The organism is Burkholderia pyrrocinia, assembly GCF_018417535.1.
GTDB classification, from domain to species: domain Bacteria; phylum Pseudomonadota; class Gammaproteobacteria; order Burkholderiales; family Burkholderiaceae; genus Burkholderia; species Burkholderia pyrrocinia_E.
Map to the genome: position 1 here is coordinate 3,170,585 of NZ_CP070977.1, position 26,767 is coordinate 3,197,351.

The 26,767-nt window shown below is 67.4% G+C and carries 27 protein-coding genes, 1 tRNA gene and 1 pseudogene; 17 read left to right on the forward strand and 12 right to left on the reverse strand.

From position 1 onward, the window contains the following. Positions 1-26: 26 nt before the first annotated feature. Together JYG32_RS14675 and JYG32_RS14680 are read right to left on the reverse strand one after the other, a co-directional pair. Positions 27-275, reverse strand: a complete 249-nt coding sequence (locus tag JYG32_RS14675) for a DUF2795 domain-containing protein (RefSeq protein WP_174380654.1) — start codon at positions 273-275, stop codon at positions 27-29. Positions 276-391: 116 nt separating this feature from the next. Beyond that, the gene (locus JYG32_RS14680; RefSeq protein WP_162489606.1) at positions 392-529 is read right to left on the reverse strand and encodes a hypothetical protein; all 138 of its coding nucleotides are present in this window, start codon (positions 527-529) and stop codon (positions 392-394) included. A gap of 184 nt (positions 530-713) precedes the next feature. Here JYG32_RS14680 and speG point away from each other — a divergent pair, with 184 nt between their 5' ends. The 3 genes from speG (at position 714) to JYG32_RS14695 (ending at position 2,850) form a co-directional block, all read left to right on the forward strand. Continuing rightward, positions 714-1,256 carry a spermidine N1-acetyltransferase gene (gene speG, locus JYG32_RS14685; protein WP_213263929.1) on the forward strand — a complete coding sequence of 181 codons (543 nt, stop codon included), beginning with the start codon at positions 714-716 and terminating at the stop codon, positions 1,254-1,256. Between the two features lie 502 nt (positions 1,257-1,758). Further along, positions 1,759-2,106 carry a surface attachment protein Sap1 gene (gene sap1 / locus JYG32_RS14690; RefSeq protein ID WP_174380656.1) on the forward strand — a complete coding sequence of 116 codons (348 nt, stop codon included), beginning with the start codon at positions 1,759-1,761 and terminating at the stop codon, positions 2,104-2,106. A gap of 189 nt (positions 2,107-2,295) precedes the next feature. Continuing rightward, the gene (locus JYG32_RS14695; RefSeq protein ID WP_031401498.1) at positions 2,296-2,850 is read left to right on the forward strand and encodes a YaeQ family protein; all 555 of its coding nucleotides are present in this window, start codon (positions 2,296-2,298) and stop codon (positions 2,848-2,850) included. Positions 2,851-2,871: 21 nt separating this feature from the next. Here the strand turns inward: JYG32_RS14695 and JYG32_RS14700 are convergent, their stop codons facing one another. Then, entirely contained in the window at positions 2,872-3,285 is a 414-nt protein-coding gene (locus JYG32_RS14700; RefSeq protein ID WP_041491412.1) for a VOC family protein, read from the reverse strand. A gap of 428 nt (positions 3,286-3,713) precedes the next feature. Between JYG32_RS14700 and ada the strand changes: the two genes are divergently transcribed. The 3 genes from ada (at position 3,714) to gshA (ending at position 7,839) form a co-directional block, all read left to right on the forward strand. Further along, positions 3,714-4,805: a bifunctional DNA-binding transcriptional regulator/O6-methylguanine-DNA methyltransferase Ada gene (ada, locus tag JYG32_RS14705; RefSeq protein WP_213263930.1), complete on the forward strand. Its 1,092-nt coding sequence runs from the start codon at positions 3,714-3,716 to the stop codon at positions 4,803-4,805. Next, the gene (locus JYG32_RS14710) at positions 4,802-5,761 is read left to right on the forward strand and encodes a DNA-3-methyladenine glycosylase family protein (RefSeq protein WP_213263931.1); all 960 of its coding nucleotides are present in this window, start codon (positions 4,802-4,804) and stop codon (positions 5,759-5,761) included. Before ada ends, JYG32_RS14710 begins: the two co-directional genes overlap by 4 nt. A 464-nt stretch (positions 5,762-6,225) precedes the next feature. Further along, the gene (gene gshA, locus JYG32_RS14715) at positions 6,226-7,839 is read left to right on the forward strand and encodes a glutamate--cysteine ligase (protein ID WP_213263932.1); all 1,614 of its coding nucleotides are present in this window, start codon (positions 6,226-6,228) and stop codon (positions 7,837-7,839) included. A 102-nt stretch (positions 7,840-7,941) separates the two neighbouring features. On the opposite strand, the gene JYG32_RS14720 is transcribed toward gshA, so the two are convergent. Continuing rightward, the gene (locus JYG32_RS14720) at positions 7,942-8,253 is read right to left on the reverse strand and encodes a DUF4148 domain-containing protein (RefSeq protein WP_213263933.1); all 312 of its coding nucleotides are present in this window, start codon (positions 8,251-8,253) and stop codon (positions 7,942-7,944) included. Between the two features lie 108 nt (positions 8,254-8,361). Next, positions 8,362-8,538 (reverse strand): hypothetical protein, encoded by a 177-nt coding sequence (locus tag JYG32_RS14725; RefSeq protein ID WP_213263934.1) that lies wholly within the window; start codon positions 8,536-8,538, stop codon positions 8,362-8,364. Between the two features lie 159 nt (positions 8,539-8,697). On the opposite strand from JYG32_RS14725, the gene JYG32_RS14730 reads away from it, so the two are divergent. Next, positions 8,698-10,338, forward strand: coding sequence for an L-lactate permease (locus tag JYG32_RS14730; RefSeq protein ID WP_174380662.1), 1,641 nt, complete (start codon positions 8,698-8,700; stop codon positions 10,336-10,338). A gap of 99 nt (positions 10,339-10,437) precedes the next feature. Here the strand turns inward: JYG32_RS14730 and JYG32_RS14735 are convergent, their stop codons facing one another. Continuing rightward, positions 10,438-11,346, reverse strand: coding sequence for a LysR family transcriptional regulator (locus JYG32_RS14735; protein WP_174380663.1), 909 nt, complete (start codon positions 11,344-11,346; stop codon positions 10,438-10,440). Between the two features lie 231 nt (positions 11,347-11,577). Between JYG32_RS14735 and JYG32_RS14740 the strand changes: the two genes are divergently transcribed. Further along, on the forward strand, positions 11,578-13,749 hold the full coding sequence (locus tag JYG32_RS14740; RefSeq protein WP_174380664.1) for a phosphocholine-specific phospholipase C: 2,172 nt from the start codon (positions 11,578-11,580) through the stop codon (positions 13,747-13,749). A gap of 195 nt (positions 13,750-13,944) precedes the next feature. Next, positions 13,945-14,673, forward strand: a complete 729-nt coding sequence (locus JYG32_RS14745; RefSeq protein WP_174380665.1) for a phosphonate utilization associated transcriptional regulator — start codon at positions 13,945-13,947, stop codon at positions 14,671-14,673. Positions 14,674-14,785: 112 nt separating this feature from the next. Here JYG32_RS14745 and JYG32_RS14750 read toward each other — a convergent pair whose 3' ends face one another. Together JYG32_RS14750 and JYG32_RS14755 are read right to left on the reverse strand one after the other, a co-directional pair. After that, positions 14,786-16,174: an FAD-dependent oxidoreductase gene (locus JYG32_RS14750; RefSeq protein WP_213263935.1), complete on the reverse strand. Its 1,389-nt coding sequence runs from the start codon at positions 16,172-16,174 to the stop codon at positions 14,786-14,788. Positions 16,175-16,319: 145 nt separating this feature from the next. Next, a pseudogene (locus tag JYG32_RS14755) lies at positions 16,320-16,532 on the reverse strand (2-aminoethylphosphonate--pyruvate transaminase); the annotation flags it as partial. A 207-nt stretch (positions 16,533-16,739) separates the two neighbouring features. Between JYG32_RS14755 and phnA the strand changes: the two are divergent. Both phnA and phnY read left to right on the forward strand, forming a co-directional pair. Continuing rightward, positions 16,740-17,978 carry a phosphonoacetate hydrolase gene (phnA, locus tag JYG32_RS14760; RefSeq protein WP_213263936.1) on the forward strand — a complete coding sequence of 413 codons (1,239 nt, stop codon included), beginning with the start codon at positions 16,740-16,742 and terminating at the stop codon, positions 17,976-17,978. A gap of 29 nt (positions 17,979-18,007) precedes the next feature. Next, positions 18,008-19,462 (forward strand): phosphonoacetaldehyde dehydrogenase, encoded by a 1,455-nt coding sequence (phnY, locus tag JYG32_RS14765; RefSeq protein WP_174380668.1) that lies wholly within the window; start codon positions 18,008-18,010, stop codon positions 19,460-19,462. A gap of 91 nt (positions 19,463-19,553) precedes the next feature. Here the strand turns inward: phnY and JYG32_RS14770 are convergent, their stop codons facing one another. After that, entirely contained in the window at positions 19,554-19,829 is a 276-nt protein-coding gene (locus JYG32_RS14770; protein WP_213263937.1) for a hypothetical protein, read from the reverse strand. Positions 19,830-20,153: 324 nt separating this feature from the next. Between JYG32_RS14770 and JYG32_RS14775 the strand changes: the two genes are divergently transcribed. From JYG32_RS14775 to JYG32_RS14785, 3 genes are read left to right on the forward strand one after another with little or no spacing between them, the layout of a single operon-like run. Then, on the forward strand, positions 20,154-20,936 hold the full coding sequence (locus JYG32_RS14775; protein ID WP_213263938.1) for an amino acid ABC transporter substrate-binding protein: 783 nt from the start codon (positions 20,154-20,156) through the stop codon (positions 20,934-20,936). Between the two features lie 14 nt (positions 20,937-20,950). Beyond that, a complete protein-coding gene (locus JYG32_RS14780; protein WP_213263939.1) occupies positions 20,951-21,631 on the forward strand; it encodes an amino acid ABC transporter permease in 681 nt (226 codons plus the stop codon). Beyond that, a complete protein-coding gene (locus JYG32_RS14785; protein WP_174380672.1) occupies positions 21,628-22,386 on the forward strand; it encodes an amino acid ABC transporter ATP-binding protein in 759 nt (252 codons plus the stop codon). Before JYG32_RS14780 ends, JYG32_RS14785 begins: the two co-directional genes overlap by 4 nt. Before the next feature lie 30 nt (positions 22,387-22,416). Here the strand turns inward: JYG32_RS14785 and JYG32_RS14790 are convergent, their stop codons facing one another. After that, a complete protein-coding gene (locus tag JYG32_RS14790; protein WP_213263940.1) occupies positions 22,417-23,232 on the reverse strand; it encodes an alpha/beta fold hydrolase in 816 nt (271 codons plus the stop codon). Positions 23,233-23,313: 81 nt separating this feature from the next. On the opposite strand from JYG32_RS14790, the gene JYG32_RS14795 reads away from it, so the two are divergent. Continuing rightward, positions 23,314-23,928, forward strand: coding sequence for a CGNR zinc finger domain-containing protein (locus JYG32_RS14795; protein WP_213263941.1), 615 nt, complete (start codon positions 23,314-23,316; stop codon positions 23,926-23,928). 49 nt (positions 23,929-23,977) lie between these two features. Here JYG32_RS14795 and JYG32_RS14800 read toward each other — a convergent pair whose 3' ends face one another. Then, complete coding sequence (locus JYG32_RS14800) at positions 23,978-25,027, reverse strand: DUF3592 domain-containing protein (RefSeq protein WP_213263942.1); 1,050 nt, start codon at positions 25,025-25,027, stop codon at positions 23,978-23,980. A gap of 184 nt (positions 25,028-25,211) precedes the next feature. Next, a tRNA-Lys gene (locus JYG32_RS14805) sits at positions 25,212-25,287 on the reverse strand. A 190-nt stretch (positions 25,288-25,477) separates the two neighbouring features. Here JYG32_RS14805 and JYG32_RS14810 point away from each other — a divergent pair. Together JYG32_RS14810 and JYG32_RS14815 are read left to right on the forward strand one after the other, a co-directional pair. Beyond that, positions 25,478-25,882 carry a PaaI family thioesterase gene (locus tag JYG32_RS14810; protein WP_044847342.1) on the forward strand — a complete coding sequence of 135 codons (405 nt, stop codon included), beginning with the start codon at positions 25,478-25,480 and terminating at the stop codon, positions 25,880-25,882. Between the two features lie 8 nt (positions 25,883-25,890). Then, positions 25,891-26,757, forward strand: a complete 867-nt coding sequence (locus tag JYG32_RS14815; protein WP_213263943.1) for a patatin-like phospholipase family protein — start codon at positions 25,891-25,893, stop codon at positions 26,755-26,757. Positions 26,758-26,767 lie beyond the last annotated feature (10 nt).

The window sequence follows — 26,767 nt, forward strand, 5'->3', positions numbered from 1 at the left end:
GATCCTATCGCGTTATTCGCGCGGGCTCAAATGCCGAGCCCCGGGCCGAAGTTGCCGGCGACCCAATGCGTGACGGCGTCGACGTCCGCATAGTCCTGTTCGGGCAGGCCGTCGAGCATCGACAGCACTTCGTTGCTGGCGCCGGCGTCGCGCGCGGCATCGACGATCGCATCCTTGTTCGCCGGGTAGCGGACGGCCGCCAGCACGTCGGCGATCTGCAGGTCGATCGTTTCGTGAGGGATATCATGCGGAGGGAGGGCGGGCTTGTCGTTCACGTCGGCGTCTCGCGGGTTGGGCGGGAATCGGATCGAAGCGGATAAGGGCGCAACACGCGTTGCCCGGCCCGGGACGGCCCGGCCGGCGCGCGCCGCGGGTCGACGGCGATATCGGCTCAATGCCCGCGTCGCACGCGGCGCCACGGATGCTTCCAGTCGATGTGCGGGGCGTTTTCGTCGCGCGGATGCTGGCGCCGATGTTCCTGCCAAAGTTCGTCGGAAAACAGCGCCGCCACGATCACGAGCGGCAGCACGAGAAAAATTCCGAGTATGACTTGCTCGATCACGATAGCCTCCTCGCGGTGGCAGGAACCCTTGCTCCCATTCTAGGCTCTGAACTTCGCCCGCGTTCAATTTCTTACAGTGCGGAACGGGCCCGAACGCGGCTGCGCCGCACGGGCGTTCCGCACGTGCGCCGGCATCAACCAGGACACGAAAATGCAACTCCAGAACGATACCAACACGCTCGCGCTGCGGCCGCTGGAGCGCCAGGACCTGCGCTTCGTCCACGAACTGAACAACGACGCAAAGATCATGCGCTACTGGTTCGAGGAGCCGTACGAAACCTTCTCGGAACTGTCACAACTGTACGACCGCCACGTGCACGATCAGCGCGAGCGCCGCTTCGTCACGGTCGATGCGCAAGGCGAACTGGTCGGCCTCGTCGAGCTGATCGAACTCGACTACATCCATCGCCGCGGCGAGTTTCAGATCATCATCGCGCCGCAATGCCAGGGGCGCGGCTATGCCGGCCAGGCGACGCGCCTCGCGATCGCGTACGCATTCAAGGTGCTGAACATGCGCAAGCTGTACCTGATCGTCGATACGTCGAATGCAGCGGCGATTCACGTGTACGAAAAATGCGGATTCCAGCACGAGGCCGAATTGAAGGAAGAATTTTTCGGCAACGGCGCGTATCACAACGCTTATCGCATGTGCATCTTCCAGCGCGATTATTTCGAGCGCCAGCAATCGGCCTGAATAAAGCCGGGTAAACACGCTGACGAAAGACGCCCGCGGCATGGCCTCCGCGGGCGCCGGGTGCATGCGGGGAAATACGGATAAATACGGATGCGCTTATACCTGGCATTTTTCTTGTATCAGGTAAATGCGATTCCGCGCTGCGGTAAAGTCGGATCGTTTCGGATGACTTTATGTGCAACGCATCAAAACGATCCGGATATCGAAATGGATTATCCAAACCGTTCAATCGCCGCATTGTAACTTTGCTGAAAGTCATGCCGGGCAACGCTTTCCGCCCGGCGTCACGGGCCTGTCCGCCGCGCGGCAGGTTTTGTCCCGCACGCGCATCGCGCGAAAAACGGGCTGCGCACGGGGTGCGACAATCCGCCGCTATTGCGGTCGCACAACAAATGTGCTTGCTATCGCTTGCCGGTCTTCTAAAGTGAAAAACGTGGGTTGACGATCATCTTTAAACACATAGCTAACCCAAGCCTGGTGCCCGCAAGCCTGGAGACAGAACATGATGAAGCGTACCGGTATCCTTTTTGCCCTCGTCGGCGCATTTTGCGCGGTATCGATTGCCCAGGCAGGCGGCGATTCGGCCGTCAAGCCGAAGCAGGAAATCCAGTTGACGAAGAACGCATGGGGCTGCCTGTCAAAAGACAATCTGGATTCCGTACTGAGTCACGAGCGCGACGGCAAGTCGCAGGCGAAGCAGCAGTATTTCGACGACTACCGTTGCCTGTCGGTGCCGGAAGGCCAGCGCTTCCGCGTGGTGTCGGTCGACCAGGGCGACGTGCAGTTCGTCAGTGCCGACAACAGCGACCAGCAGGGTCTCTGGGCCGATTCGCGCTTCGTCAAGCAATAAGCGCACCTTCACCGCGCAGTCGCACGACGCGCGAGCGCGCCGGCCCGATGAGCCGGCGGCGCGAACCGAACACGGCCCGGCCCATGCCGGGCCGTTGCGCTGTGGGTTGCGCATGACACGCGCCGGACGGCGCGCATTCGGTATCATCACGGCCCGACCGAACCGAATGCCCGCCCGGGCCGCATCCGCATGGCGCTGAAATCCACGATCTACAAAGCTGAACTGCAAATCGCCGACATGGATCGGCATTACTACGCCGATCACGCGCTGACGGTGGCGCGCCACCCGTCGGAAACCGACGACCGGATGATGGTGCGGATCGTCGCGTTCGCGCTGTTCGCGCACGAGCGGCTCGAATTCTGCAAGGGGCTGTCGGACGTCGACGAGCCCGATCTGTGGCAGAAGGACCTGACGGGCGCGATCGACGTGTGGATCGAGGCCGGCCAGCCCGACGAACGGCGTATCTCGAAGGCGGCCGGCCGCGCCGGGCAGGTCACGGTGATCGCGTACGGTGGCAAGACGTCGGATATCTGGTGGCAGGGCGTGCGCAGCAAGGTCGAGCGGCTGCGCAACGTGCAGGTATTGTCGCTCGCCGACGGCGTCGCGGCCGCGCTCGGGCAGCTCGCGGAGCGCACGATGCGCCTGCAGTGCACGGTGCAGGACGGCGCGGCGTGGATCTCGAGCGCCGACCACGATCCGGTCGCGGTCGAATGGACGGTGCTGAAGGCGCGCGCAGGCGCGTGACGGCCCGCGCGCCGGCCGTGCTCAGCCGATCGCGGCCGGCGGCCCCTTGAATTCCAGCATGTTGCCTTCGGGATCGAACAGGTAGATCGACGGCCCGTAGCCGCCGGCGCCGTAGCGCTCCGCGGGGGCGCCCGGCCGCGCACCATGCGCGGCGAAATGGGCGATCAGCGCGTCGGGATCGAACGGCTCGACGCGCAGGCACAGGTGATCGAGGTTGCGTCCCGTGCCGGGCGGGCCGCTGTCGGGACGGTCGATCGGGCCGCCGACCGACAGCAGGTCGATCAGCGCGTCGCCTGCGCGCAACTGCACGAGGCCCAGATCGGGCTGTTCCTTCTCCACGTGACAGCCGACGGCGTCGCAGTAAAAGCGCGTCATCGCCGCCATGTCGGTCACGCGCAGCACGACGTGATCGATCGCGCGGATGGTCGGTTTCATGGGCAGGCTCCCTTCGTAGTCGACGAGCATCGAGTGTAGACGCAACGCGCCTGCGACGCGGGCCGGAACGCGGCACAATCGACGGACGAAAAAAAGCCCGTTCACGCAGAGCGGAACGGGCTTAATCCATATCAGGAGGAGACATGGAGGAGACAGTTCCAACTATACACACGGCGATGGTGCGACGCAATATTCCGAATGCAAAAAATCGTCAGGACGGCGATTTGTCGCATCCGCACTGCAGCAAAATGGTGACGGGACGATGACGAAAACCGCGCTGGAGCGGCCGGCGCACGCTTTCCATCCGATTTCTTTCGTATGATGTGACCCCGGTTCACCGGCACGAATCACAGAGCAAGATTCAGGGCGCGACAGCACGTGCCGATGTCTAGAGTAGGCACCATCTACACTGAGAGTGCGAGGTTCAGATGAAAACCGCCTATCCGACCGACGATGCCCGCTGGGGTGCCGTGACCGAGCGCGATCCGCATGCGGACGGCGCGTTCTTCTATGCCGTGCGCACGACGGGCGTGTTCTGCCGCCCGACCTGCGCGTCGCGGCTGCCGCGCCGCGAGCATGTGTCCTTCTTCGCCGATCCGGCCGCCGCGCGTGCGGCCGGCTTCCGGCCCTGCAAGCGCTGCCAGCCGGAAGGGCTGCCGCGCGAGCTCGAGATCGTCAACCGCGCGTGCGCGGTGCTCGACGCGCATGCCGAGCGGCTCACGCTGCAGCAATTGAGCGATGCCTTGCATGTGAGCCCGTTCCACCTTCAGCGGCTCTTCAAGCGTGTGGTCGGCGTGTCGCCGCGGCAATACCAGGCCGCGCAGCGCGGCGCCGCGCTGCGGCAGGCGCTGCAAAGCGGGCAGCCGGTCACGCAGGCGGCCGTCGATGCCGGCTTCAACTCGCCGTCGCGGCTCTATGCGTCGGTGCCGCGCGAGCTCGGGATGGCGCCGTCCGCGTTCCGCCGCCAGGGCGCAGGCCTGCGGATCGACTATGCGACCGCGTCGACGTCGCTCGGCACCGTGCTCGTCGCCGCGACCGAACAGGGCATCTGCCGGATCGCGTTCGGCGACGAGCCGGCGTTGCTGGTCGGCGAGCTGAAGGACGCGTTCGCGCGCGCCGAACTGGTGGAATCGTCCGCGCGGCTCGCGCCGTTCGTCACGCAGATCCGCGCGTACCTGGACGGCACGCGGCACGCATTCGACCTGCCGCTCGACATCGCGCCGACCGCGTTCCAGCAGCGCGTGTGGGAAGCGCTGACGCATATTCCGTACGGCGAAACACGCAGCTACTCGGAAATCGCCGAGGCGCTCGGTTCGCCGCGCGCGGTGCGCGCCGTCGCGTCCGCGTGCGCGTCGAATCCGGTCGCGCTCGCGATTCCGTGCCACCGCGTCGTGCAAAAGGGCGGCGCGCTCGCCGGGTATCGCTGGGGCGTGCGCCGCAAGGCGACGCTGCTCGCGGCCGAGGCGCGTCATGCGCGAAACGATGAAACCGAAGCCATGACGGAGGGAAGTGCAGTTTGAGCATCGCCAAAACAACGATCACGTCAACCGTGAACGGCGGCCATGTGCCGCCGTCCGCGCAGATGGAGCTGCGCTTCAACGCGCCTTACGACTGGGCGCGCGTGCTGCGCTTCTTCAGCGGGCGCGCGATTCCGGGCGTCGAGCAGGTCGCGGACGGCGTGTATCGCCGCATCGTCGACCTGCATGGCGACTCGGGCCGGCTCACCGTCACGAAACATCCGCGCAAGCATTGCCTGATCGCGACGGTCGAAGGGGCGGTCGCGCGTCATGTCGACGATGCGTTCGCCGTGCGCGTCGCGACGATGTTCGACCTCGGCGCCGATCCTGCCGCGATCGGCGATGGGCTCGCGCGCGATCCGTGGTTCGCGCGGCTCGTCGAGGCCGCGCCGGGGCTGCGCGTGCCGGGCGCCTGGTCGGGGTTCGAGCTGGCGGTGCGCGCGATCGTCGGCCAGCAGGTGAGCGTGAAGGCCGCGACGACGATCGTCGGCCGGCTCGTCGAACGGGCCGGCGAGCGCGTTGTACGTGAAGATGACGGCGCGCCCGCGTGGCGCTTCCCGACGCCTGACGCACTGGCCGCATGCGATCTCGACAAGATCGGGATGCCCGGCAAGCGCGTTGCGGCACTGACGGGCGTGGCGCGCGCGGTGGCGGCCGGCGACGTGCCGGTCGATCGCGCGCATGCCGACCTCGCGACGCTGCGCGGCGCGTGGCTCGACCTGCCCGGCATTGGCCCGTGGACCGTCGAATACATCGCGATGCGCGCATGGCGCGACCCGGACGCGTGGCCGGCATCCGATCTCGTGCTGATGCAGTCGATCGCCGCGCGCGATCCGTCGCTCGACCGGCTTGCGAGCCAGAAGCGCCGCACCGAAGGCTGGCGGCCGTGGCGCGCGTATGCGGCGCTGCATTTGTGGAACGAAGTGGCCGACCGGGCGGGCGGCGCGCGCGGCGGGTGATCGGGGCAGCCCGCGGCCGGGTGTGACCGGACACGGCCGTGATGCAACCCGTTGCGCAGGCCGTGCCGCCATTCGCCGGCTGCCCGCCGGATGCGGGCCGTCACCGCGATTCCGCGAATCCGGCGCCTGCCGGATGCCAGGCGCGCGACGTGCGCGCCCCCCGCTTTCGTCGACCCGATCGGCGGCACGGTTGCACCTGCCGCGGCCTGTCCGTTCTTCCCGTTCCGTCGGACGAATTCGCGTGACCGACGTGCCGATCGGCGCCGCCTGGAACCGGTGGCACGTGATGCGACCGCCGCGATCGGCCCGTCCGGCGGCCCGCTGCGGCCCGCGCGCCGTGCCCGCGGCCACCTCAAGCGCGTGTTCCGGCGAGATGTTAAAGTGCCCGCTACCAACGAAGCGACCAACAATCCAGCCGGCCGCGCGCGGCATTCTGCGCGCGGCCGTCACGCACTTGCGTCTCCATGTCGAACACCATGACTCACCGCCAGTCCGAACTGCTGCTGAATCGCCTCGAAGCACTGAGCTCGGGCCCGACGCGGCAGCATCTGCCCGACGGCCTGCGCGGCATCGAAAAGGAAAGCCTGCGCGTGACGCGCGACGGGATGATCGCGTTCACGCCGCATCCGCGTGCGCTCGGTTCGGCACTCACGCACCCGGCGCTGACGACCGACTATTCCGAAGCGCTGATCGAGCTGATCACGCCCGCGGAACCCGACGCCGCGATCACGCTCGAACGCCTCGACGAGCTGCATCGCTACGTTTATGCGTCGCTTGGCGACGAGATGCTGTGGAACGACTCGATGCCGGGCCTGCTGCCGGCCGACGACCAGATTCCGATCGCCGACTACGGCGCGTCGAACATCGGCCGCCTGAAGACGGTGTACCGGCGCGGCCTCGCATATCGCTACGGCCGCACGATGCAGTGCATCGCCGGCATCCATTACAACTACTCGTTGCACGAGGAAGTGTGGCGGCGCCTGCATGCGGAAGAAGGGTCGACGGCCACGCTCGTCGACTACCAGTCGGAGCGCTATCTCGCGCAGATCCGCAACTTCCGCCGCCGCAGCTGGCTGCTGATGTACCTGTTCGGCGCGTCGCCCGCGCTCGACACGAAGTTTCTGCGCGGCAAGCCGCACAAGCTCGATACGTTCGACGCCGATACGCTGTACCAGCCGTATGCGACGAGCCTGCGGATGAGCGATCTCGGTTACTCGAACACGACCGCGCAGGCCGCGCTGCACGTCGACTACAACACGCTGCCCGGCTATCTCGACGCGCTGTCGAAGGCCGTCAGCGAGCCGTATCCGGCGTACGAGGCGATCGGCACGCATCGCGACGGCGAGTGGATCCAGATCAACACGAACGTGCTGCAGATCGAGAACGAGTTCTACTCGACGATCCGGCCGAAGCGCGTCACGTATTCGGGCGAGCGCCCGCTGCATGCGCTCGCATCGCGCGGCGTGCAGTACATCGAGGTGCGTTGCCTCGACATCGATCCGTTCGAGCCGACCGGCATCGCGCTCGAGACCGCGCGCTTCATCGACGCATTCCTGCTCGCGTGCGCGCTCGACGACAGCGCGCCGCTCGACTGCGACGCGTACAAGGAAGCGAACGCGAACTTCGGCAGTGTGACGATGGAAGGCCGCAAGCCGGGGCTCACGCTGTCGCGCGACGGGCAGTCGATTTCGCTGCAGGCGTGGGCGGACGACCTGATGGCCGATATCGAAACCGTCGGCCGCCGTCTCGATGAAATCCGCGGCGGCGACGAGCATGCGCGCGCGATCGCCGCGCAGCGCGAAAAGCTCGCCGATCCGGAGCGCACGCCGTCCGCGCGCGTGCTGCGCACGATGCGCGAGAACGGGCAATCGTTCCTCGCGTTCGCGCTGGCGCAGAGCGAAACGCATGCCGCGCATTTCCGCGCACATCCGCCGTCGGCCGACACGCTGCGCACCGAGCAGGCGCTCGCCGCGAAGTCGCTGGCCGAGCAGGCCGAACTCGAAGCGAAGGAGGCCGGATCGTTCGACGCGTTCGTCGCGGCCTATCGCGCGTATACGCTGAACCGCTTCAGCGTGTGACGATCGCGCACGTGCACCGCGTCGGTCGGCGCGGTGCACGATGCGCATCTCCGTCGCCGGTTGCGCCGCACCGTGGCGCGACCAATCCGGTCCGGTTGGCAATCAGTGATGCGCGTACGTACCGCGATCGATCGCGTACGGCAGCGCCGGCTTGCCCGATTCCCCGTTCGCCCGTGCGTCGCTGCCGTAGCCGGCGGCGTCGCCGCGCGCCTGCGCGGCACGCTGCATGATCGCCTGCATGTTCTCCGGAAATTCGGGACTGCTCGCGAGGCTCGTCCGGTAGCCGGCGGCCTGCAGCTCCGCGAGTTCCTGGCGGACCTCCGCGCGCGTCAGCGTCGATGTGGCCTGCGCGTGGGCGGCGAACGCTGCGCCGATCAGCAGGAACGCGCATGCCGCGTGTTTCATCGTCTTCATCGTGTTCACTCCGTGAGGTTCCGGTGCCGTGCCGTCGTCGGCGCGGGCGGAATCGATGCGGCCAGTCTAGGCTTCGGACGCCAAACGAAACATCCCGCTTGCCGGTAGTCACCTTTGTCGCGCGCGCAACATTACGCGGGCGTCGGCGCCGGCGTCGCGCACGCCGGTGAACCGTTCGCGACCGGCTTCCTGTCGGGCGCGGCAGTTGCCCGCCAACTGCCGGTCATCGTGCTGCGGATGCTCCGTTTCGGGTCGCCGCGCATCGGGCTTGTCCCCCTTGTACAAGCGCCGTGCGCCTCCTAACCTCTTTTAAGCGACTGATCGGTTGGCCGTGCAACGTGGTTGCGCGCGCAAGCGCCCGATCATTGTCGTGACTGAAGAACGTCGCCTTGTACTGAATCCGGGGGCGCCGAAGCGCCGACTCGGGTCGCCTTTGGAGACACGATGAACCCTACCGACGCCCTGCCGCCCGGCATCGTCTTCGCGCAGCCGTTGACACCGATCGCCAACTCGCTGCTCCTGTCCTTCCTCGTCGCCGTGATCCCGATCGCGGTCGCGCTGATCGCGCTCGGCGTGCTGCGCCGCCCCGCGTGGCAGGCGTCGCTCGCCGGGCTCGTCGCCGGCCTCGCGGTCGCGATCGGCGCGTGGGGCATGCCGGCCGGGCTCGCGTTCAACGCGGTCGGCGCGGGCATGGCGCTCGCGGTCGTGCCCGTGATGTGGATCGTCTTCAACGCGCTGCTGCTGTACAACATCGCGGTGAAGTCGGGCCGCTTCGACCAGTTCCGGCAGTGGATGCTCGACAACCTGCCCGACGACCGCCGCCTCGTGCTGCTCGTCGTCGCGTTCTCGTTCGGTTGCCTGCTCGAAGGGATCTCCGGATTCGGCACGCCGGTCGCAATCACGAGCGCACTGCTGATCGCGCTCGGCTTCCCCGCGCTCGAAGCGCTCACCTACACGCTGCTGTTCAACACCGCACCGGTCGCGTTCGGCGCGCTCGGCGTGCCGATCACCGTGCTCGGCGCGGTCACGTCGCTGCCGCCCGCGACGCTCGGCGCGATGGTCGGCCGCCAGTTGCCGTTCTTCGCGCTGCTGCTGCCGTTCTACGTGGTCGGCGCGTATGGCGGGCTGCGTTCGATCAAGCAGCTGTGGCCGGCGCTGCTCGTGTCGGGCGCCAGCTTCGCGATCGCGCAGTTCGTCACGTCGAACTTCCTCGGCTACCAGCTCACCGACGTGCTGTCGTCGCTCACGTCGCTGATCGTCACGATCGGCTTCCTGCAGGTGTGGAAACCGCAGCCCGATCCGCAATACGCGCTCGCGCGCAGCGTGCCCGCGGCAGCCGGCGCCGCGCGCGCGGGCTTCGGCGGCTGGCTGCCGTGGCTCGTCGTGTCGGTGGTCGTGATCGTGTGGGTGCACGCGAACATCGCGGCGATCGGCGACGTGAAGATCAAGTGGCCGGGCCTGCACAATGCGGTGTTCGTGTCGCTGTACCACAAGCCGTATGCGGCGATCTGGGATTTCCAGCCGCTCGGCACGGGCACCGCGATCCTGCTCTCGGCGATCATCACGGCCGTGCTGACGCGCACCGGCGTCGGCGCGTTCTTCGAATGCGTGGTCAAGACGTGGCGGCAGACGTGGCTCGCGATCGTCACGGTGATGATGATCGTCGGGCTCGCGTACCTGCTGAACTACTCGGGAATCAGCTACACGCTCGGCACCGGCGTCGCGTCGACGGGCGCGCTGTTTCCGCTGGTGTCCGCGTCGCTCGGCTGGATCGCCGTGTTCCTGTCCGGCAGCGACACGTCGGGCAATGCGCTGTTCGGCAACCTGCAGGTCGTGGCCGCCAGGCAGCTCGGCTTCGATCCGGTGCTGATGGCCGCGACCAATTCGTCGGGCGGCGTGATGGGCAAGATGATCTCGCCGCAGAACATCGCGACGGGCGTATCGACGACGGACCTGAAGGGGCAGGAAGGCGTCGTGTTCGCGCGCACCTTCTGGCACAGCGTGATCCTCACACTGCTGCTCGGCGTGCTCGTGTTCCTGCAGCAGCATGTGTTCACGTGGATGATTCCGGCGCTGCCGAAGTGACGCGTGGCCGGACGCGAGAAGGAAGGCACGAGGAAACAACGAGGGAAGGCGCGACGAAAAGCGCCAGGAAATGCGTGAAAGCGGCGAACGCGCGGCGGCTCAGCGCGCGTTCGCCCGCCGCGTCGCGTGCTTCGCGTCGTTCGCTGCGTGCTCCGCCGGCAGGATGCAGGCGAGGAACGCATCGATCGCCGGGCTCTGGCGGCGCGCTTTCAGGTAGTACACGTATTCGTCGATCGTCGTGTCGACGCCGCGCAGCGCGATCACGCGCAGGTCCGGATGGCGCTCGGCCTCGCCGAGCGGAAACAGGCTGCCGCCCACGCCATGCAGGATCGCCTCGCGGATCGCTTCGCGGCTGCCGATCTCGGCGACCGACACGGCCGCGACGCCGGCCGTCGCGAGGATCGTCTCCGTGCAGCGGCGCGTGACCGAGCCTTCCTCGCGCATCAGCAGCCGCACGTCGGCGAGCTGCACCGGATCGATCGCGTCGAAACGCGCGAGCGGATGGTTGCGATGCACGACGAGCACGAGCGGATCGGTCGAGATCACCTTGCGCTCGAGTCCGTCGGCGTCGTTGCGCTGCGACGAGACCGCGAGATCGATGCGGAACTCCTGCAGCGCCTGCAGGATTTCCTCGGAGTTGCCGATCCGGCAGGTGAGCGCGATCGACGGATGCGCGTTCGAGAAGCGGCCGACCGCGTCCATGATGTAGTACGGGCCCGTCGCGCCGATTCGCAGGTGGCCTTCGAACAGGCCGCCGACGTTGCGCAGCATGATGTCGGCCTGCGCCTCGAGCGCGATCATCTTCTCGACGAGCGGCAGCAGCTCGATGCCCGTCTCGGTGACCTCGAGCTTGCGGCCGCTGCGGTAGAACAGCTCGACGCCGTACACCTGCTCGACCTGCCGGATCTGCGCGGCAATCGTCGGCTGGCTCACGCCCAGGTGGCGCGCGGCGCGCGTGATGCTGCCCTGCCGGACGGTCGCGTGGAACGCCTTCAGCTGATCGAACACGACTCGGCTTCTCCCCCCTCTTCATCGCGCGTCAGCGTAGCGCATGCGTGTGTCGGCCGCATGAAAGGCGCGTCGTATGCCGCTTCGAAAAAAAGCTGGGGGTCACCGCAAGAAACCTGCTGGAACCGGTCACGGCCGGGACATGCCGGTGCGGGGTAATAACGGCAACGCACCGACCGCCGGCCCCGCTCGACCGGCGACCCCACTCCTACCGACCACAGGGTCCTCTTCATGTCCTCGAACAATCGACGCGATTTCCTGCGCCTCGCCGCGCAGTCGGCCGGCGCGATGGCCGCCTACGCGGGCTTCCCGCCCGCGATCCGCAACGCGCTGGCGATGCCGGCCGCCTATCGCACCGGTACGATCCGCGACGTCGAACACGTCGTGATCTTCATGCAGGAAAACCGCTCGTTCGACCACTACTTCGGCGGGCTGCGCGGCGTGCGCGGCTTCAACGACCCGCGCCCGCACCTGCTGCCGAGCGGCGCGCCGGTGTGGCAGCAGCCGCCGGCGTCGGTGTTCACGAAGAACTACCATTCGCGCGGCCTCGACCCGTCGGCGCCGTACGTGCTGCCGTTCTACCTCGACCCGAAGCAGACGACCGAATTCCAGCCGGGCACCAATCACGGCTGGAGCAGCGGCCACCTGTCCTGGAACAACGGCCAGTGGGACCAGTGGGTGAACCAGAAGCAGGACGTGCTGACGATGGGCTACCTGAAGCGCCAGGACCTCACGTACCACTACGCGCTCGCCGACGCGTTCACGATCTGCGATTCGTATTTCTGCTCCGCGCACGCCGACACCGCGCCGAACCGCATCTACCTGTGGACCGGCACGATCGACCCGCGCAACGTGTACGGCACGCAGCCGAACGGTCCCGGCATCGGCGAGCGCAACAATACGAACGGCTATACGTGGACGACCTACGCCGAACGGCTCGAGAACGCGAAGATCAGCTGGAAGGTGTACCAGGGCGGCACCGGCATCCCGGGCGACCCGACCGACAACTACACCGACAACTCGCTGATGTTCTTCAAGCGCTTCCAGGTGAAGGAAGGCGCGAGCGGCCCGCTGGTCGACAATGGCGCGTCGAACCACACGCTCGCCGAGCTGAAGGCCGACGTGCAGGCGAACCGGCTGCCGCAGGTGTCGTGGATCGTGTCGCCGTACAAGTACAGCGAGCACCCGCAGGCATCGCCGACCGACGGCGCGTTCTACATCAACATGGTGCTCGAGGCGCTGACGTCGAACCCGGAGGTGTGGGCGAAGACGGTGTTCATCCTCAACTACGACGAGAACGACGGGCTGTTCGACCACGTCGTGCCGCCGGTGCCGCCGGTGACGAGCGGCGTGGGCGGCCAGGGCATCGTGTCGTCGAACCTGCTGTCGAACCTCGGCGACGAGCTGCTCGACCTGAACAAGTATCCGGGAGAGATGAGCCCGCTCGTGCCGGGCGCGGACCCGGGCGGCATCCAGCCGATCGGCCTCGGGCCGCGCGTGCCGCTGATCATCATCTCGCCGTGGACGAAGGGCGGCTGGGTGTGCTCGGAGACGTTCGACCACACGTCGGTGCTGCGCTTCCTCGAAGCGCGATTCGGCGTGCAGGAGCCGAACATCAGCGCGTGGCGCCGGTCGATCTGCGGCGATCTCACGTCGGCGTTCGACTTCTCCGCGCGTCCCGACACGCGCACGGTGAGCTTCACGGTGCCGCAGCACATCGCGACGGCCGGCCAGGCATACCAGGTGCCCGCGCAGCAGTCGATGCCGGCGCAGGAGCCCGGCACGCGTCCCGCGCGTGCGCTGCCGTACGAGCTGTTCGTGCACAGCCGCGTGAGCGGACACGACGACACCGTGTCGCTCGACTTCGCGAACTCCGGCGACGCGGGCGCGGCGTTCTACGTGTACGACCGCCGCAACCCGGCGACGCCGCCGCGCCGCTACGCGGTGTCCGCGCACGACCGCTTCGTCGATACGTGGAGCACGTCGGCCGCGCGCGGCGAGTACCATCTCGCCGCATACGGCCCGAACGGCTATCTGTGCGAGTTCCAGGGCAACACGCGGCTCGCGGCCGATGGCCGCCACGCGAATCCCGAAGCGAAGATCGGCTACGACGTGCGCAACCGCCACGTGTACCTGCAACTGCGCAACAGCGGGCGCGCGACGTGTCGCGTGACGGTCGACAACGCGTACAGCCATGCGCATGCGCGCACCTACACGCTGGAGCCGGGCGAGCGCGTTGAGGATCACTTCGAGCTGTCGTCGAGCCACGGCTGGTACGATCTGACGATCACCGCGACGACGCTGCGCGGCGGCGACGACAAGGTCGTGCGCCGCTTCGCGGGCCACGTCGAAACGGGCCGGCCGAGCCACAGCGACCCGGGGCCGGTGAAGCACTCGGCCTGACGGCCGGCATCTGTCGCGCGGTTCGGGCGAACTTCGCCCGCCATGCGACGGCCGCCTGCCGGGGCCATCCCGGCAGGCGAAATTGGTTTTTGGAGACTGAAAACTGTTGACAATGTGCCGGGCCGAGGGTATAGAAGGATCATTCGCCGATATGGCGCCCTCGTTTCCACCCGCAGCCCCGCTGCCTGCCCGACCATGACTGCCCCGAACGCGCTCAGCGCCATCGAACTCCTGCAAAGCCAGTCGCTCGCGATGATCGTCCAGGACATGCTCGAGCGCGCGATCGTCTCCGGCGAATACGCACCCGGCGAGAAGCTCAACGAAGTCGAGATCGCGACGAAGCTGAACGTGTCGCGCGGCCCCGTGCGCGAAGCGTTCCGCGCGCTCGAACAGGCCGGCCTGCTGCGCAACGAGAAGAACCGCGGCGTGACCGTGCGCGTCGTGCCGCTGCGCGAGGCCGAGGAGATCTACGAAGTGCGCGCGATGCTCGACGAGTCGGTCGCGCGCGCGCTCGCGAAGCGCATCTCGCCCGACACGCTGAAGGTGCTCAAGGGCATCATCCAGTCGATGAAGGGCGCCGCGAAGACGCACGACGTCACGCGCTATACCGAGCTGAACGTGCAGTTCCACGACGCGATGGTCGTCGGCGTCGGCAATACGCACCTGACCGACACCTACCGCCGGCTCGTGCGCCAGCTCGGGCTGCTGCGCCAGGCCGCGATCGAGGCCGAGGAAGATGCGATTGCCGTGTCGGCGGCCGAGCACGATAAGATCGTGCAGGCGCTCGCGGCCGGCGACGGCGAGAAGGCCGTCGCGCTGGTGCGCGAGCACGTCGCGCACGGTCTTGCGCGGATGCGCCGCACGCACGAACAGGGGCTGCCCGCGACGGGCAAGGCGGCGCGGGAGAAAACCGCGCGCGCATAAGGCCCGTCAAGGCCCGGCAACGCTCGCGCGGGTTGCCGCACAAAAGCAAAGGGACGCATTCGCGGCGTCCCTTTTTTGTTGCGTCGTTACCATCGTGGCGTCAAACGCATCGTCACGCCTTGTCCGCCTTCCCGGCCGCGCTCGCGAATTTCGCGAGCCACGTATCGACGGCCGACGGCTGCCGGCTCTCGTCCTCGGCGCGCTCCTTGCGACGAATCGCATTGCGCACGACATGCGCGCCGACATAACGGATCGGCTCCGGCGGGAAATGGCCGAGCGGGCCGCGCACGATCGGGCTGCGCGTCCACGCGTTGTCGAGGCCGAGCACGAGCGACGACAGGATCTGCCCGCCCATGTAGGTCGGCCCGACGCCGTTGCCCGAATAGCCGAAGCCGTAGAACACGTTCGGCGCGTCGTCGAGGCGGCCGAAGAACGGGAAGCCCGTGACCGAGCGGTCCGACGGGCCGTTCCAGCTCGCGGTGACCGGCACGCCCGCGAGCGACGGAAAGAACGCGCGCAGGCTTTGCGTGAGCTGCGCCTCGTATGGCGAGCGCCGGTCGAACACGGGCGCGATGCGGCTGCGCCACGAGAACGTGTTGCCGCCCTTGCCGAGCATCAGCCGCCCGTCGGCGGTGGTGCGGTAGTAATAGACGAAGATCCGCGAATCGAGCACCGACACGCCGTCCACGAGCCCGGTCTTCTCGAGCAGCTCGGGGCATTTCTCGGTGATGACCATGTCGCTCGACACGACCGCGATCGTGCGCTCGAACTGCGGGAAGCGGCTCGCCATCCACGCGTTGATCGCGAACACGAGCTTGCCCGCCATGACGCTGCCGGACGGCGTGAGCACGACGGCCGGCTGCCCGGGCGTGAAATCGAGCATCGGCGTGCGTTCGTAGATCCGGATGCCCATCGCGAGCGCGACGCGGCGCAGCCCGCGCACGAGCTTGCCGGGATGCACGGTCGCGGCGATCGGCGAGTAGACGCCGTCGAGATTGCGCGCGGAACCCGAGCGGCGCGCGACTTCGGCGGGCGGCAGCGGCTCGTAGCTGTGGATGCCGCACGCGGCGAGCGCGTCGAGCACCGGCGCGAGCGTGCCGACCTGCGCACGCGACGTCGCGGTGTACAGCGTGCCGTCGAGCCGCAGTTCGGCGTCGATGTCGTGCGCGCGGCAGAAATCGGCGATGTGCCGGACGGCCGCTTCCGACGCCTTCACGAGCCGGATCGCCTCGGCTTCGCCGAACAGGCGCCGCAGCGTCAGGAATTTCGCGGACCACGTGAGCAGGCAGCCGCCGTTGCGGCCGCTCGCGCCGGCGCCGCACAGGTCGGCTTCGAGTATCGCGATGTCGAGCGCCGGGTTCTGCTGCTTTGCCTGGATCGCGGTCCAGAGCCCGGTGAAGCCGCCGCCGACGATGCAGACGTCGGCCTGCGTTGCGCCCTGCAGTGCGGGGGCGAGATCGCCGTCGTTGAACAGTGCTTGTTCGATCCAGAAGGGGCGCATCGGATGGCTCTTCAATAAGGGTCGGGGGCCGTGCCGTGCACGGCCGGAAAACCTGGCCGCCGCGTGGCGACACACGGCGGGGTTGGCCGCGCGCGCATGGGCACGCAGCCGGGGGCATCACATGGGGGCATCACATCACATTGCGTCAGGCTGCCGCTTCGGCCGACACGCGGCGCCTGCCCATCGCCCGCAGCGTGTCGGCGATCGCGGCGACGGCGCCCGGAATGCCGGTTTCGCCGAGGTGGCCGATGCAGCCGACCCGAAACGTCTCGACTTCGGTCAGCTTGCCCGGAGACAGAATGTAGCCGCGCTTTTTGACCTCCTGATAAAACCGCCTGAAGTCGTAGCTCGGTTCATCTACAGACTCCTTGACTGTGGCGCCGCGGCACGCGGCGGATGAGTGGAGCCCCGCCCTCTTTCTGTCACATCGTTTTGCTTTCTGTTCTCTGTATGTTGTTGACAATCTACAAATCATCAATTTTAATGTCAAGCATGGAAAACACCTCCTTCGGCGCGGCGCGGGCGCCGACGGCTCAACGCCTTCGACCTGAAAGGAATGAACGTCATGACTGAAACGCCGGTATCCGTGGAAGTGAACGGCCGCCGCTACAACTGGATGAGCCGGCCCGTGGTGGTGGTCTGCGTCGATGGCTGCGCGTACGAATATCTGGAAATGGCGGCCGAGGCCGGCGTCGCGCCGTTCCTGCGCACGCTGCTGAAGCCCGGCACGGCGCTCAAGGGCGAATGCGTGGTGCCGAGCTTCACGAACCCGAACAACCTGTCGATCGTTACCGGCGTGCCGCCGTCGATCCACGGGATAAGCGGCAACTACTTCTACGATCGCGACACCGGCGCCGAGGTGCTGATGAACGATCCGAAGTACCTGGTCGCGCCCACGGTGCTCGCGACCTTCGCGGAACAGGGCGCGCGCGTCGCGGTCGTCACCGCGAAGGACAAGCTGCGCCGCCTGCTCGGCAAGGGGCTGAAGGGCATCTGCTTCTCGTCGGAAAAGGCCGACGAGGCGAGCATCGAGGAGAACGGCATCGACAACGTGCTGGCGCTGGTCGGCAAGCCGGTGCCGAGCGTGTACAGCGCGGATCTGTCGGAATTCGTGTTCGCGGCCGGCGTGCGCCTGCTCGAGACGCGGCCGATCGACCTGATGTACCTGTCGACGACCGACTACGTGCAGCACAAGTGCGCACCCGGCACGCCCGGCGCGAATGCGTTCTACGCCATGATGGACACGTACCTGCAGCGCCTCGACGCGCTCGGCGCGATCGTCGCGATCACGGCCGACCACGGGATGAACGCGAAGCACGACGACGAGACCGGCGAGCCGAACGTGATCTACCTGCAGGAGCTGTTCGACGAGTGGCTCGGCCACGACGCGGCGCGCGTGATCCTGCCGATCACCGATCCGTACGTCGTGCACCACGGCGCGCTCGGTTCGTTCGCGACCGTCTACGTGCCGGCGTCGGTCGATGCCGACGCGCTGCGCGCGCGGCTCGCCGCGGTCGACGGCATCGAGGTCGTGCTGACGGGCGCGGAGGGCTGCGCGCGCTTCGAGCTGCCGCCTGCGCGGATGGGCGACCTGATCGTGATTTCGAAGCAGGACGTCGTGCTCGGCACGCGCCGCATCAAGCACGACCTGTCGGGGCTCGACGTGCCGCTGCGCTCGCACGGCGGGATTTCCGAGCAGATCGTGCCACTGATCTTCAGCAAGCCCGTCGCCACCGGCGTCGCGGGCCGCCCGCGGCTGCGCAACTTCGACATCATCGACATCGCGCTCAACCATCTGCAGTGATGCGCACGCATCCGCAAGGGGACACATTCATGAACGCCATTGCAGCATCGACGGCTGTCCGCGAGATTCGTCGCGAAGCACTGCGAATCGATGGCGAACGGATTCATCGGGACGCGGTGATCGACGTGCGCAACCCGTACGACGGCTCGCTGGTCGGCACCGTGCCGAAGGCGACGCTGGACGACGTGCGGCGCGCCTTCGCGGTCGCGCGTGCGTACCGGCCGACGCTCACGCGTCACGATCGTGCGGCGATCCTGCGCCGCGCGGCCGACATCGTGCGCTCGCGCACCGCCGAGATCGCGGCGCTGATCACGGCCGAGGCCGGGTTGTGCATCAAGGATTCGACGTACGAAGCGGGCCGCGTCGCCGACGTGCTGACGTTCGGCGCCGGGGAAGTGCTGAAGGACGACGGTCAGATCTTCTCGTGCGATCTGACGCCGCACGGCAAGAAGCGCCGCGTGTACACGCAGCGCGATCCGCTGCTGGGCGTGATCTCGGCGATCACGCCGTTCAACCACCCGATGAACCAGGTCGCGCACAAGATCGTGCCGTCGGTCGCGACCAACAACCGGATCGTCGTGAAGCCTTCGGAGAAGGTGCCGCTGTCGTGCTACCTGTTCGCCGACATCCTGTACGAAGCCGGCTTGCCGCCGCAGATGCTGCAGGTGCTCACCGGCGACCCGGCGGAGATCGCGGACGAACTGATCACGAACCCGGCGATCGACCTCATCACGTTCACCGGCGGCGTATCGATCGGCAAGTCGATCGCGGCGCGGATGGGCTACCGGCGCGCGGTGCTCGAACTCGGCGGCAACGATCCGATCATCGTGATGGAAGACGCCGATCTAGACGAAGCGAGCACGCTCGCGGTGTCGGGCTCTTACAAGAACTCGGGGCAGCGCTGCACGGCGATCAAGCGGATGCTCGTGCACGAGTCGGTGGCCGATCGCTTCACGGAACTGGTGGTCGAGAAGTCGCGTGCGTGGTCGTACGGGAATCCGGCCGATCCGTCGGTCGACATGGGCACCGTGATCGACGAAGCGGCCGCGAAGTTTTGCGAGCAGCAGGTGAACGACGCGATCGCGCGCGGTGCGCGGCTGCTGGTCGGCAACGTGCGCGACGGCGCGCTGTATTCGCCGACGGTCGTCGATTGCGTGACGCCCGACATGCCGCTCGTGAAGCATGAAACCTTCGGCCCCGTGTCGCCGATCATGCGCTTTAGCGACATCGACGAAGCGATCCGGATGTCGAACAGCACCGACTATGCGCTGTCGTCGTCGGTCTGCACGAACCGCTTCGACAACATCACGCGTTTCATCACCGAGCTGGAAGTCGGCAGCGTGAACGTGCGCGAAGTGCCGGGCTATCGACTCGAACTGACGCCGTTCGGCGGCGTGAAGGATTCGGGGCTCGGCTACAAGGAAGGTGTGCAGGAAGCGATGAAGAGCTTCACGAATACGAAGACGTATTCGCTGCCGTGGTAAGCGGCGTGCGATGCGGACGCGCCGGCGCGAAGGCCGGCGCGCGGAATGTCCCCCGGGGCGGGAGGCGGCCGCGACGGCCGCCGGGCGACGGTCAATCGTCTTCGTCGTCGCGGTGATGTCGCCAGCCGCGATGCCAGCCGTTGTCGTGCCGGTAGCGGCGGTAGCGATATTCGCCGTAGTACGGGCCGTAATAGACGGGCGCCGGCTCATACACGACGGGCGGCGGCGCGTAGTAGACAGGCGGCGGCGCCTCGATCACCGGCCCCGGCACGCCGAAGTACACGCCGATGTCGGCGTGCGCGAACGCGCTGGCCGACACGCAGGCGGCCGCGATGCCGAGGGCACAGGACAACAGGATGCGTTTCATTTGCCGTTCACTCCGTTCGTGGGGGCAAGGCCCGCGAGCAATAGGTTCACCTGTCTTCATGGTACGTAGCGCATGCCGAATGGGTGATACCGCGGTGTCGCTTCTGTAACCGCCGGTAACGAATCGTCGGACGATCGCCGCGCTACATCGCGACGGATTTCGTCTGCGGAATGCGTGGCTGACCGGCGCGTTATTCGACGCGCTCATATCGTTAGCGGATTTGCGTTTTTGCCGGGCATCGGCGCGTCGGTAGAATTCGCGGACCTCTCGCGCGGCCGCTCGGGCCGGCGGGTTCACTTCCTTCCATCGCTCGGGGTCCGCATCATGAAATTCCTTCGCTCCATTCTGGTCGTCGCATTGCTGCAGGCCACAGCCGCCACGAGCGCGCTGGCGGCCGACGCTCTCGCGCAGATCAAGTCGTCCGGCGTGTTCCGGGTCGGCACCGAAGGCACGTACGCGCCGTTCACTTACCACGACGAGACGGGCAAGCTGACGGGCTTCGATGTCGATATTGCCACCGCGATCGCGCAGCGCCTCGGCGTGAAGCCGCAGTTCGTCGAAGGCAAATGGGACGGGCTGATCGCGGGCCTCGACGTGAACCGCTACGATGCGGTCGTCAACGAAGTGTCGATCACCGACGCGCGCAAGGCGAAATACGCTTTCTCGTCGCCGTACATCACGTCGCACGCAGTGCTGATCGTGCGCACGGACAACACGACGATCCGCTCGTTCGACGACCTGAAGGGCAAGAAATCCGCGAACACGCTGACGAGCAATTTCGGCAAGCTCGCGGTGGCCCACGGCGCGGACGTGGTGCCCGTGCAGGGCTTCAACGAATCGATCGACCTGCTGAGCTCCGGGCGCGTCGACGCGACGATCAACGATTCGCTGTCGTACCTCGATTTCCGCAAGCACAAGCCCGACGCGAAACTGAAGATCGCGGCGACCGACACGACCGGCGCCGGCGACGCATCGGGCGTGCTGCTGCGCAAGGGCAGCCCCGAACTGGTGGCCGCGATCGACAAGGCGCTCGCGGACATCAAGTCGGACGGCACCTACGCGAAGATCTCGCAGAAGTATTTCGGCCGCGACGTGTCGCAGCCGTAACGCGGGGCTGAACGATGCCGGCCTGGCTGCACCTGATGGCGGAATCGCTGCGGCCCCTGCTGGTCGCGGGGCTGGTGTTCACGGTTCCGCTCACGCTCGCGTCGTTCGCGATCGGCCTGCTGCTCGCGTTCGGCGCGGCGCTCGTGCGCCTGTTCGGGCCGCGCTGGGCGCAGGCCGTCATTCGCTTCTATATCTGGCTGTTCCGCGGCTCGCCGTTGCTCGTGCAACTGTTCGTGATTTTCTACGGACTGCCGAGCGTCGGTATCGTGCTCGATCCGCTGACGGCCGCCGTGATCGGTTTTTCGCTGAATGTCGGCGCGTACAACGCCGAGGTGATCCGCGGGGCGATCGAATCGATCCCGAAGGGGCAGTGGGAAGCCGCGTACTCGATGGCGATGACGCGCGCGCAGGCGCTGCGCCGCGCGATCCTGCCGCAGGCCGCGCGCGTCGCGCTGCCCGCGCTGTCGAACTCGTTCATTTCGCTCGTGAAGGACACGTCGCTCGCGGCCGTGCTGACCGTGCCCGAGATCTTCCAGGCCGCGCAGCGCATCGCGGCGGTGACCTACGAGCCGCTGATTCTCTATACCGAAGCCGCGCTGATCTACCTGTTGTTCAGCTCGGTGCTCTCCACGCTGCAGCGTCGCCTCGAAACCCGTTTCGGCCGTCACGCGCTGTTCCAGGTGGAGTTGCGATGATTCGTCTCGAACGCATCGACAAGTCGTTCGGCGCGCATCGTGTGCTGAGCGCGATCGACCTCGCATTGCAGCCGGGTAGCGTGACCGCGCTGATCGGGCCGTCCGGCAGCGGCAAGAGCACGCTGCTGCGCTGCGTGAACCTGCTCGAAGTGCCCGAGGCGGGCGCGCTCACGGTGGGCGATGCGCACATTGACTTCGCGGCGGGGCGCCGGCCGTCGCGCGACGCGGTGTTTGCGGTGCGCCGGCAGACCGGCATGGTGTTCCAGAATTTTCAGTTGTTTCCGCACCTGAGCGTCGTGCAGAACGTGATGGAAGGGCTCGTGACCGTGCAGCGCTGGCCGCGCGAGCGGGCGCGCGACCGGGCGCTGGCGCTGCTCGACAAGGTCGGCATCGCGGACAAGGCCGACGCATGGCCCGCGACGCTGTCGGGCGGCCAGCAGCAGCGCGTCGCCATCGCGCGGGCGCTCGCGCCGTCGCCGCAGGTGCTGTTGTGCGACGAGCCGACGTCGGCGCTCGATCCCGAGCTGTCCGTCGAAGTGGTCGAGGTGCTGCGCCAGCTCGCGCGCGAAGGCACGACGATGCTGATGGCCACGCACGACCTGCGCCTGGCGGCGTCGATCGCGCACGACGCGGTGTTTCTCGCGGAAGGGCGCGTCGTCGAGGCCGCAGCATCGCACGACCTGTTCGGCCGGCCGCGCGACCCGCGCACCGCGAAGTTCATCTCGACGCTCACGCAACGCGTGCTGGCTGCCTGATTGCCTGGCTGACGCGATTCCGGCGGCGCATCAGGCCCGTCCGTGCCCGTCCAGCACCGCGGCGACGATCGCTTCCGGTGCATCTTCCTGGACCAGGTGGCCCGCGCGCGGCACCCGGATCAGCTTGCCGTTCGCGATGCGATCGGCAAGCGCTTGCCCCTGTTCGAGCGGAATCCACGCATCGTCCTCGCCCCACACGATGCGCACCGGGAAATCCGGCGGCGCATAGCGGGCCTCGGCTTCCTCGATGTAGCGCTGGCGCATCTGCGCGATCTGGCGATAGAACGCGGATTGGCCGGCGTGCGTGAGCCACGGCGCGCGGTAGATCGACAGCGCGTCGTCGCTCAGCGGCCGCGCGACCGCATTGCCGATATAGGCCGACACGAGCGCGTGATGCGCATACGCCGGCAACCCGGTGAACGCGGCTTCGTGCTGTGCGACATGGCGCACGAACGGCGATCCCTGCGGTGCGGTCGCGACCGGGTTCACGAGCGTGAGGTCCGCATACGCGATGCCGTCGAGGAAGTGCGCGCGCAGCACGGTCGCACCGCCGTAATCATGTGCGAGCACGCGCGGGCGCGAGATCTTCCACTCATCCAGCATCGCGCCGAACAGCACGTTCTGCCGGCCGAGCGACACATCCGCGTCCGGCATGTCGGACTGGCCGTAGCCGAGCAGGTCGTAGAAGTACACGCGATGACGCCGCGCGAGCCACGGCGCGATCCGGCGCCACACCTGCGACGAAAACGGCGTGCCATGCACGAGCACGAGCGGCGGGCCTTCACCGAGCGTGCCCCATGCAATCCGGTGACCTTCAAAAATGAAGCGGTTGGCGAGATCGAGCATCGGCTTCTCCGTGCTAACCTGTTTTGGTTGTTAACAGGTTACTCCGGATTGCCCGGATGTGAAACCGATAGGTGAATATAAATGGTTACTCGACACGAGCCTGCGCGACGCGCGCCCGAATGGGGTGCAGCCGATTTCGTCGGCGGACATCCGTCGCTCGACTTCCTCAACACGGTGGCCGACACGGGCAAGACGCGCGACGAGGACAAGCTCGTCGACTGGCCGGCCGTGCGTGCGTGGGCCGAGAAAGCGGGATTGCTGGCGCCGGCCGATCTGGCGCGGCTTCTGCGTCATGCGCGGCAGGACGGCCCGGACGAACTGGCGGCGCTACATCGCTTTCGCGAGGATGCATACGTTGCGATCGTGCACCTGACAGCCGGAGGCGGCGGCAGCGCCGGTGCGCGCGCGGCGGACCGGCTCGCCGACGCGATCCGCGAAGCGATCGGGCGCAGCGCGTTCGATGCGGTCGACGGCCGTTTCGCGTGGCGGCCCGATGCGCGCGCCGCGTCGCGCTGGATCGATGCGGCCGCGCTCGGCTTCGAGCATCTGCTGCGCAGCGACGATTTCGCGCGCGTGCGGCAGTGCGGCCGGTGTACGTGGTTCTTCGTCGATCGGGGGCGCGGCATCGGGCGGCGCTGGTGCGACATGCGCACGTGCGGGAATCGCGCGAAGGTGGAAGCGTTCAGGGAACGGTGAGGCGCGCGCCGTTACGGTTGCCGCGCCGCGCGCGGCCGGCGCGCGATCGTCATTGAGCGGCTTCGTGCGGCCGATGGTCCGGCCACAGCGTCGCGGCGACGAACAGCCCGGCTGCGAGGAACGGCGCGCCGATCGCGAACAGGATGGCCGTAAGGCCCCAGCGATCCCAGAAGCGGTCGACGAGCGCGCGCTCGGGTGTGACGGGATCGTACAGCACGTTGACTGCTTCGCCTTCGCGCAGGCCCGGATGCGACGACGCCGATCCCTGGGCGAACGTGATCTGGCGCCCGCTGTCGGTCGTGAACGCGACGATCGCCGAATACAGCGACATGCGCGCCCGGGACGAGCGCGCGTTTTTCGCGATCTCGACGACGTGGCCGGTCGAGTGCGCGTAGTGGCGGACGATCTGCCACTGACGCAGGCCGGTCGCGCCGGCGCCGGCGAGGAAGCCCGTGCCGATCGCGATCGGAATCAGCACGATCGCGATATCCCAGCGGCGCCGCGCCTGCTTGCTTGCGGCGCGGGCCGGCGGCGGGCCGGATTGCCGGCGGCGGCGCTCGCCGGCGATCAGCAGGCCGCCGATCGCAAATGATGCGATGGCGAGCAGCGCCGGCACCGCGGCCGGAAACCAGCGCTGCGCGAAATCGTCGATCAGTGCGGGGCGGTCGGGATGAGCCGGGTCGAGCAAGACGTCGACGTTCTCGCCGATGTCGTACGCGGGGACGGTCGAGGCGGTATTGCCGGCAATTTCGCGGCGCTGGCCGTCGTTCGTGAGGTAGGCGACGATCGGCCGGTATGCGCGCATCGCGTCGCTGTCCTGGACGATGCGCACGACCGTGCCCGGCGCGTGGACTAGGTGGCCGGTCGCGCGGCCGGTCGTGACGGCAAGCACGCCTGCCAGCACGAGCAGCACGACGCCGAGCGCCAGCGCGGCGAGCGCGTCCTTACCCGGCATGACCGGATCCGGCTCGTGCGCCGCGCGACGGATCCGGGTGCGATCGGGTGGACGGCGTGTCCCGACGGACAGGCCGATATCGGCGCAACCATGCCCTCTGAATGGTCGCGTCTCGTTCACATGCTTCCATGTCTGACGTCCCATGTTCTCTCAGTGCCGGCAGGCAAACGACAGTACCCGCGCCGGTCGTGTGATATTTGTCGGACGATTCTAGCGGAAACGGTGCGCAAGGGGCGTGCGGATGCGTATCGAGAGAGGCGCGCGCCACGAGCGGGCGACGGAAATGAAAAAGGCCGGTCAGCTTGCGCTGACCGGCCTTTTGAATTCCTGGTGGGGCGTGAGTGACTCGAACACTCGACCTACGGATTAAGAGTCCGCTGCTCTACCAACTGAGCTAACGCCCCCAACAGAAAAAAGATTATGCACGCGTTTAAGGGGCATGGCAAGCCCTTTGTGCGAATTTCCTGAAAATATTTCGTCACACCAACTGCAGCCGTCGCCGCGGTCACGAGCGGTCGCAGTTTGCGCGCTCCCGGTATGATGACGCCACACGCGTTGCGCGGCGGTCGCGCAACGCTTTCTGGACATTCGAAGATGGACGAAAACGCAGTCCGCGAATTGCTGGATCGCCTGCTGGCCCCGTGGGTCCGCTCGCTCGGTCTGGTCCCCGTGTCGATCGGCGACGACAGCGTCACGATGCGCTTGCCGTTTTCCGGCGAATTCCGCCATTCGGGCGGCGTGATCTGCGGCCAGGTGTTCACGGCGGCCGCCGACACCGCGATGGTGGTCGCGATCTCGGCCGCGCTCGGCGAGTTCCGGCCGATGACGACCGTGTCGCTGAACACGAACTTCATGCGCCCCGTGCGCAAGGGCGACGTGCTCGTCACCGCGCGCGTGCTGCGGATGGGCCGCAACCTCGTGTTCGGCGAAGTCGAACTGTTCGACGAGGACGGCAAGATGGCCGTTCACGCGACGTCGACCTACGCACTCGTCAGTTGAGCGGCGCGATGTTCGACCAGATCGTCTTTGCGGGCGGCGGCAATCGCTGCTGGTGGCAGGCCGGCTTCTGGGACGTCGCGCAGCCGGCCCTCGGCCTGCACCCGCGCGTGATCACCGGCATCTCGGCCGGCGCGGCGACCGCGTGCATGCTGTATACGCGCGACGCCGCGTGGGTGATGCGCTATTACGAAGAGGCGCTGCGCCACAACCGGAAGAACGCGTACTGGGGCAACCTGTTCGGGCGTGAGCCCGTGTTTCCGCATTACCGCATCTACCGTCAGGCGTTGATCGACATCTACGGCGAGCCGTTCGCGAAGCTCGCCGCGGCGCCGGAGATCCGCATCGGCGTGTCGCACGTGCCGCGCTGGCTTGGCGCGCGCAGCGCGGTCGCTGCCGGCCTGGTCGCGTACAACATCGAGAAATACGTGCGCAAGACGCTGCACCCGACACTCGGGCGCACGCTCGGCTTTCGGCCCGAATTCGTGCGCGCGCAGGCCTGCACGCAGGTCGACGAACTCGCCGACCTGATCCTGCAGTCTTCCTGCACGCCGCCGTTCACGCCGGTGCTGCGCCGCGGCGGCCGGCCCGTGCTCGATGGCGGGATGGTCGACAACGTGCCGGTCGACGCGCTCGACCCGTCGCCGGGCGACGTGCTGGTGCTCGTCACGCGGCTGTACCCGCGCCCGCAGATGTTCACGGTCGCGCACGGCGACCAGCGGCGGCTGTACGTACAGCCGTCGAGCAAGGTGCCGATTTCAAGCTGGGATTACACGAGCCCGTCGCAGATGCGGCATGCGTACGACCTCGGGCGGCGCGACGGCGAGCACTTCCTCACGCGCGTCGATGCGATGACAGGCGGCCGCGTGGCCGCCTGATGGCGGGGAG

Bases quoted from the DNA above. Each gene is read 5' to 3' on its own strand.
- phnA (WP_213263936.1), top strand. From the start codon at position 16,740: ATGACTGAAACGCCGGTATCCGTGGAAGTGAACGGCCGCCGCTACAAC.
- gshA (WP_213263932.1), top strand. From the start codon at position 6,226: ATGTCGAACACCATGACTCACCGCCAGTCCGAACTGCTGCTGAATCGC.
- JYG32_RS14810 (WP_044847342.1), top strand. From the start codon at position 25,478: ATGGACGAAAACGCAGTCCGCGAATTGCTGGATCGCCTGCTGGCCCCG.
- JYG32_RS14720 (WP_213263933.1), bottom strand. From the start codon at position 8,253: ATGAAGACGATGAAACACGCGGCATGCGCGTTCCTGCTGATCGGCGCA.
- JYG32_RS14790 (WP_213263940.1), bottom strand. From the start codon at position 23,232: ATGCTCGATCTCGCCAACCGCTTCATTTTTGAAGGTCACCGGATTGCA.
- JYG32_RS14770 (WP_213263937.1), bottom strand. From the start codon at position 19,829: ATGAAACGCATCCTGTTGTCCTGTGCCCTCGGCATCGCGGCCGCCTGC.
- JYG32_RS14800 (WP_213263942.1), bottom strand. From the start codon at position 25,027: ATGGGACGTCAGACATGGAAGCATGTGAACGAGACGCGACCATTCAGA.
- JYG32_RS14740 (WP_174380664.1), top strand. From the start codon at position 11,578: ATGTCCTCGAACAATCGACGCGATTTCCTGCGCCTCGCCGCGCAGTCG.
- JYG32_RS14730 (WP_174380662.1), top strand. From the start codon at position 8,698: ATGAACCCTACCGACGCCCTGCCGCCCGGCATCGTCTTCGCGCAGCCG.
- JYG32_RS14775 (WP_213263938.1), top strand. From the start codon at position 20,154: ATGAAATTCCTTCGCTCCATTCTGGTCGTCGCATTGCTGCAGGCCACA.
- JYG32_RS14750 (WP_213263935.1), bottom strand. From the start codon at position 16,174: ATGCGCCCCTTCTGGATCGAACAAGCACTGTTCAACGACGGCGATCTC.
- speG (WP_213263929.1), top strand. From the start codon at position 714: ATGCAACTCCAGAACGATACCAACACGCTCGCGCTGCGGCCGCTGGAG.
- JYG32_RS14815 (WP_213263943.1), top strand. From the start codon at position 25,891: ATGTTCGACCAGATCGTCTTTGCGGGCGGCGGCAATCGCTGCTGGTGG.
- JYG32_RS14780 (WP_213263939.1), top strand. From the start codon at position 20,951: ATGCCGGCCTGGCTGCACCTGATGGCGGAATCGCTGCGGCCCCTGCTG.
- sap1 (WP_174380656.1), top strand. From the start codon at position 1,759: ATGATGAAGCGTACCGGTATCCTTTTTGCCCTCGTCGGCGCATTTTGC.
- ada (WP_213263930.1), top strand. From the start codon at position 3,714: ATGAAAACCGCCTATCCGACCGACGATGCCCGCTGGGGTGCCGTGACC.
- JYG32_RS14785 (WP_174380672.1), top strand. From the start codon at position 21,628: ATGATTCGTCTCGAACGCATCGACAAGTCGTTCGGCGCGCATCGTGTG.
- JYG32_RS14695 (WP_031401498.1), top strand. From the start codon at position 2,296: ATGGCGCTGAAATCCACGATCTACAAAGCTGAACTGCAAATCGCCGAC.
- JYG32_RS14795 (WP_213263941.1), top strand. From the start codon at position 23,314: ATGGTTACTCGACACGAGCCTGCGCGACGCGCGCCCGAATGGGGTGCA.
- phnY (WP_174380668.1), top strand. From the start codon at position 18,008: ATGAACGCCATTGCAGCATCGACGGCTGTCCGCGAGATTCGTCGCGAA.
- JYG32_RS14745 (WP_174380665.1), top strand. From the start codon at position 13,945: ATGACTGCCCCGAACGCGCTCAGCGCCATCGAACTCCTGCAAAGCCAG.
- JYG32_RS14700 (WP_041491412.1), bottom strand. From the start codon at position 3,285: ATGAAACCGACCATCCGCGCGATCGATCACGTCGTGCTGCGCGTGACC.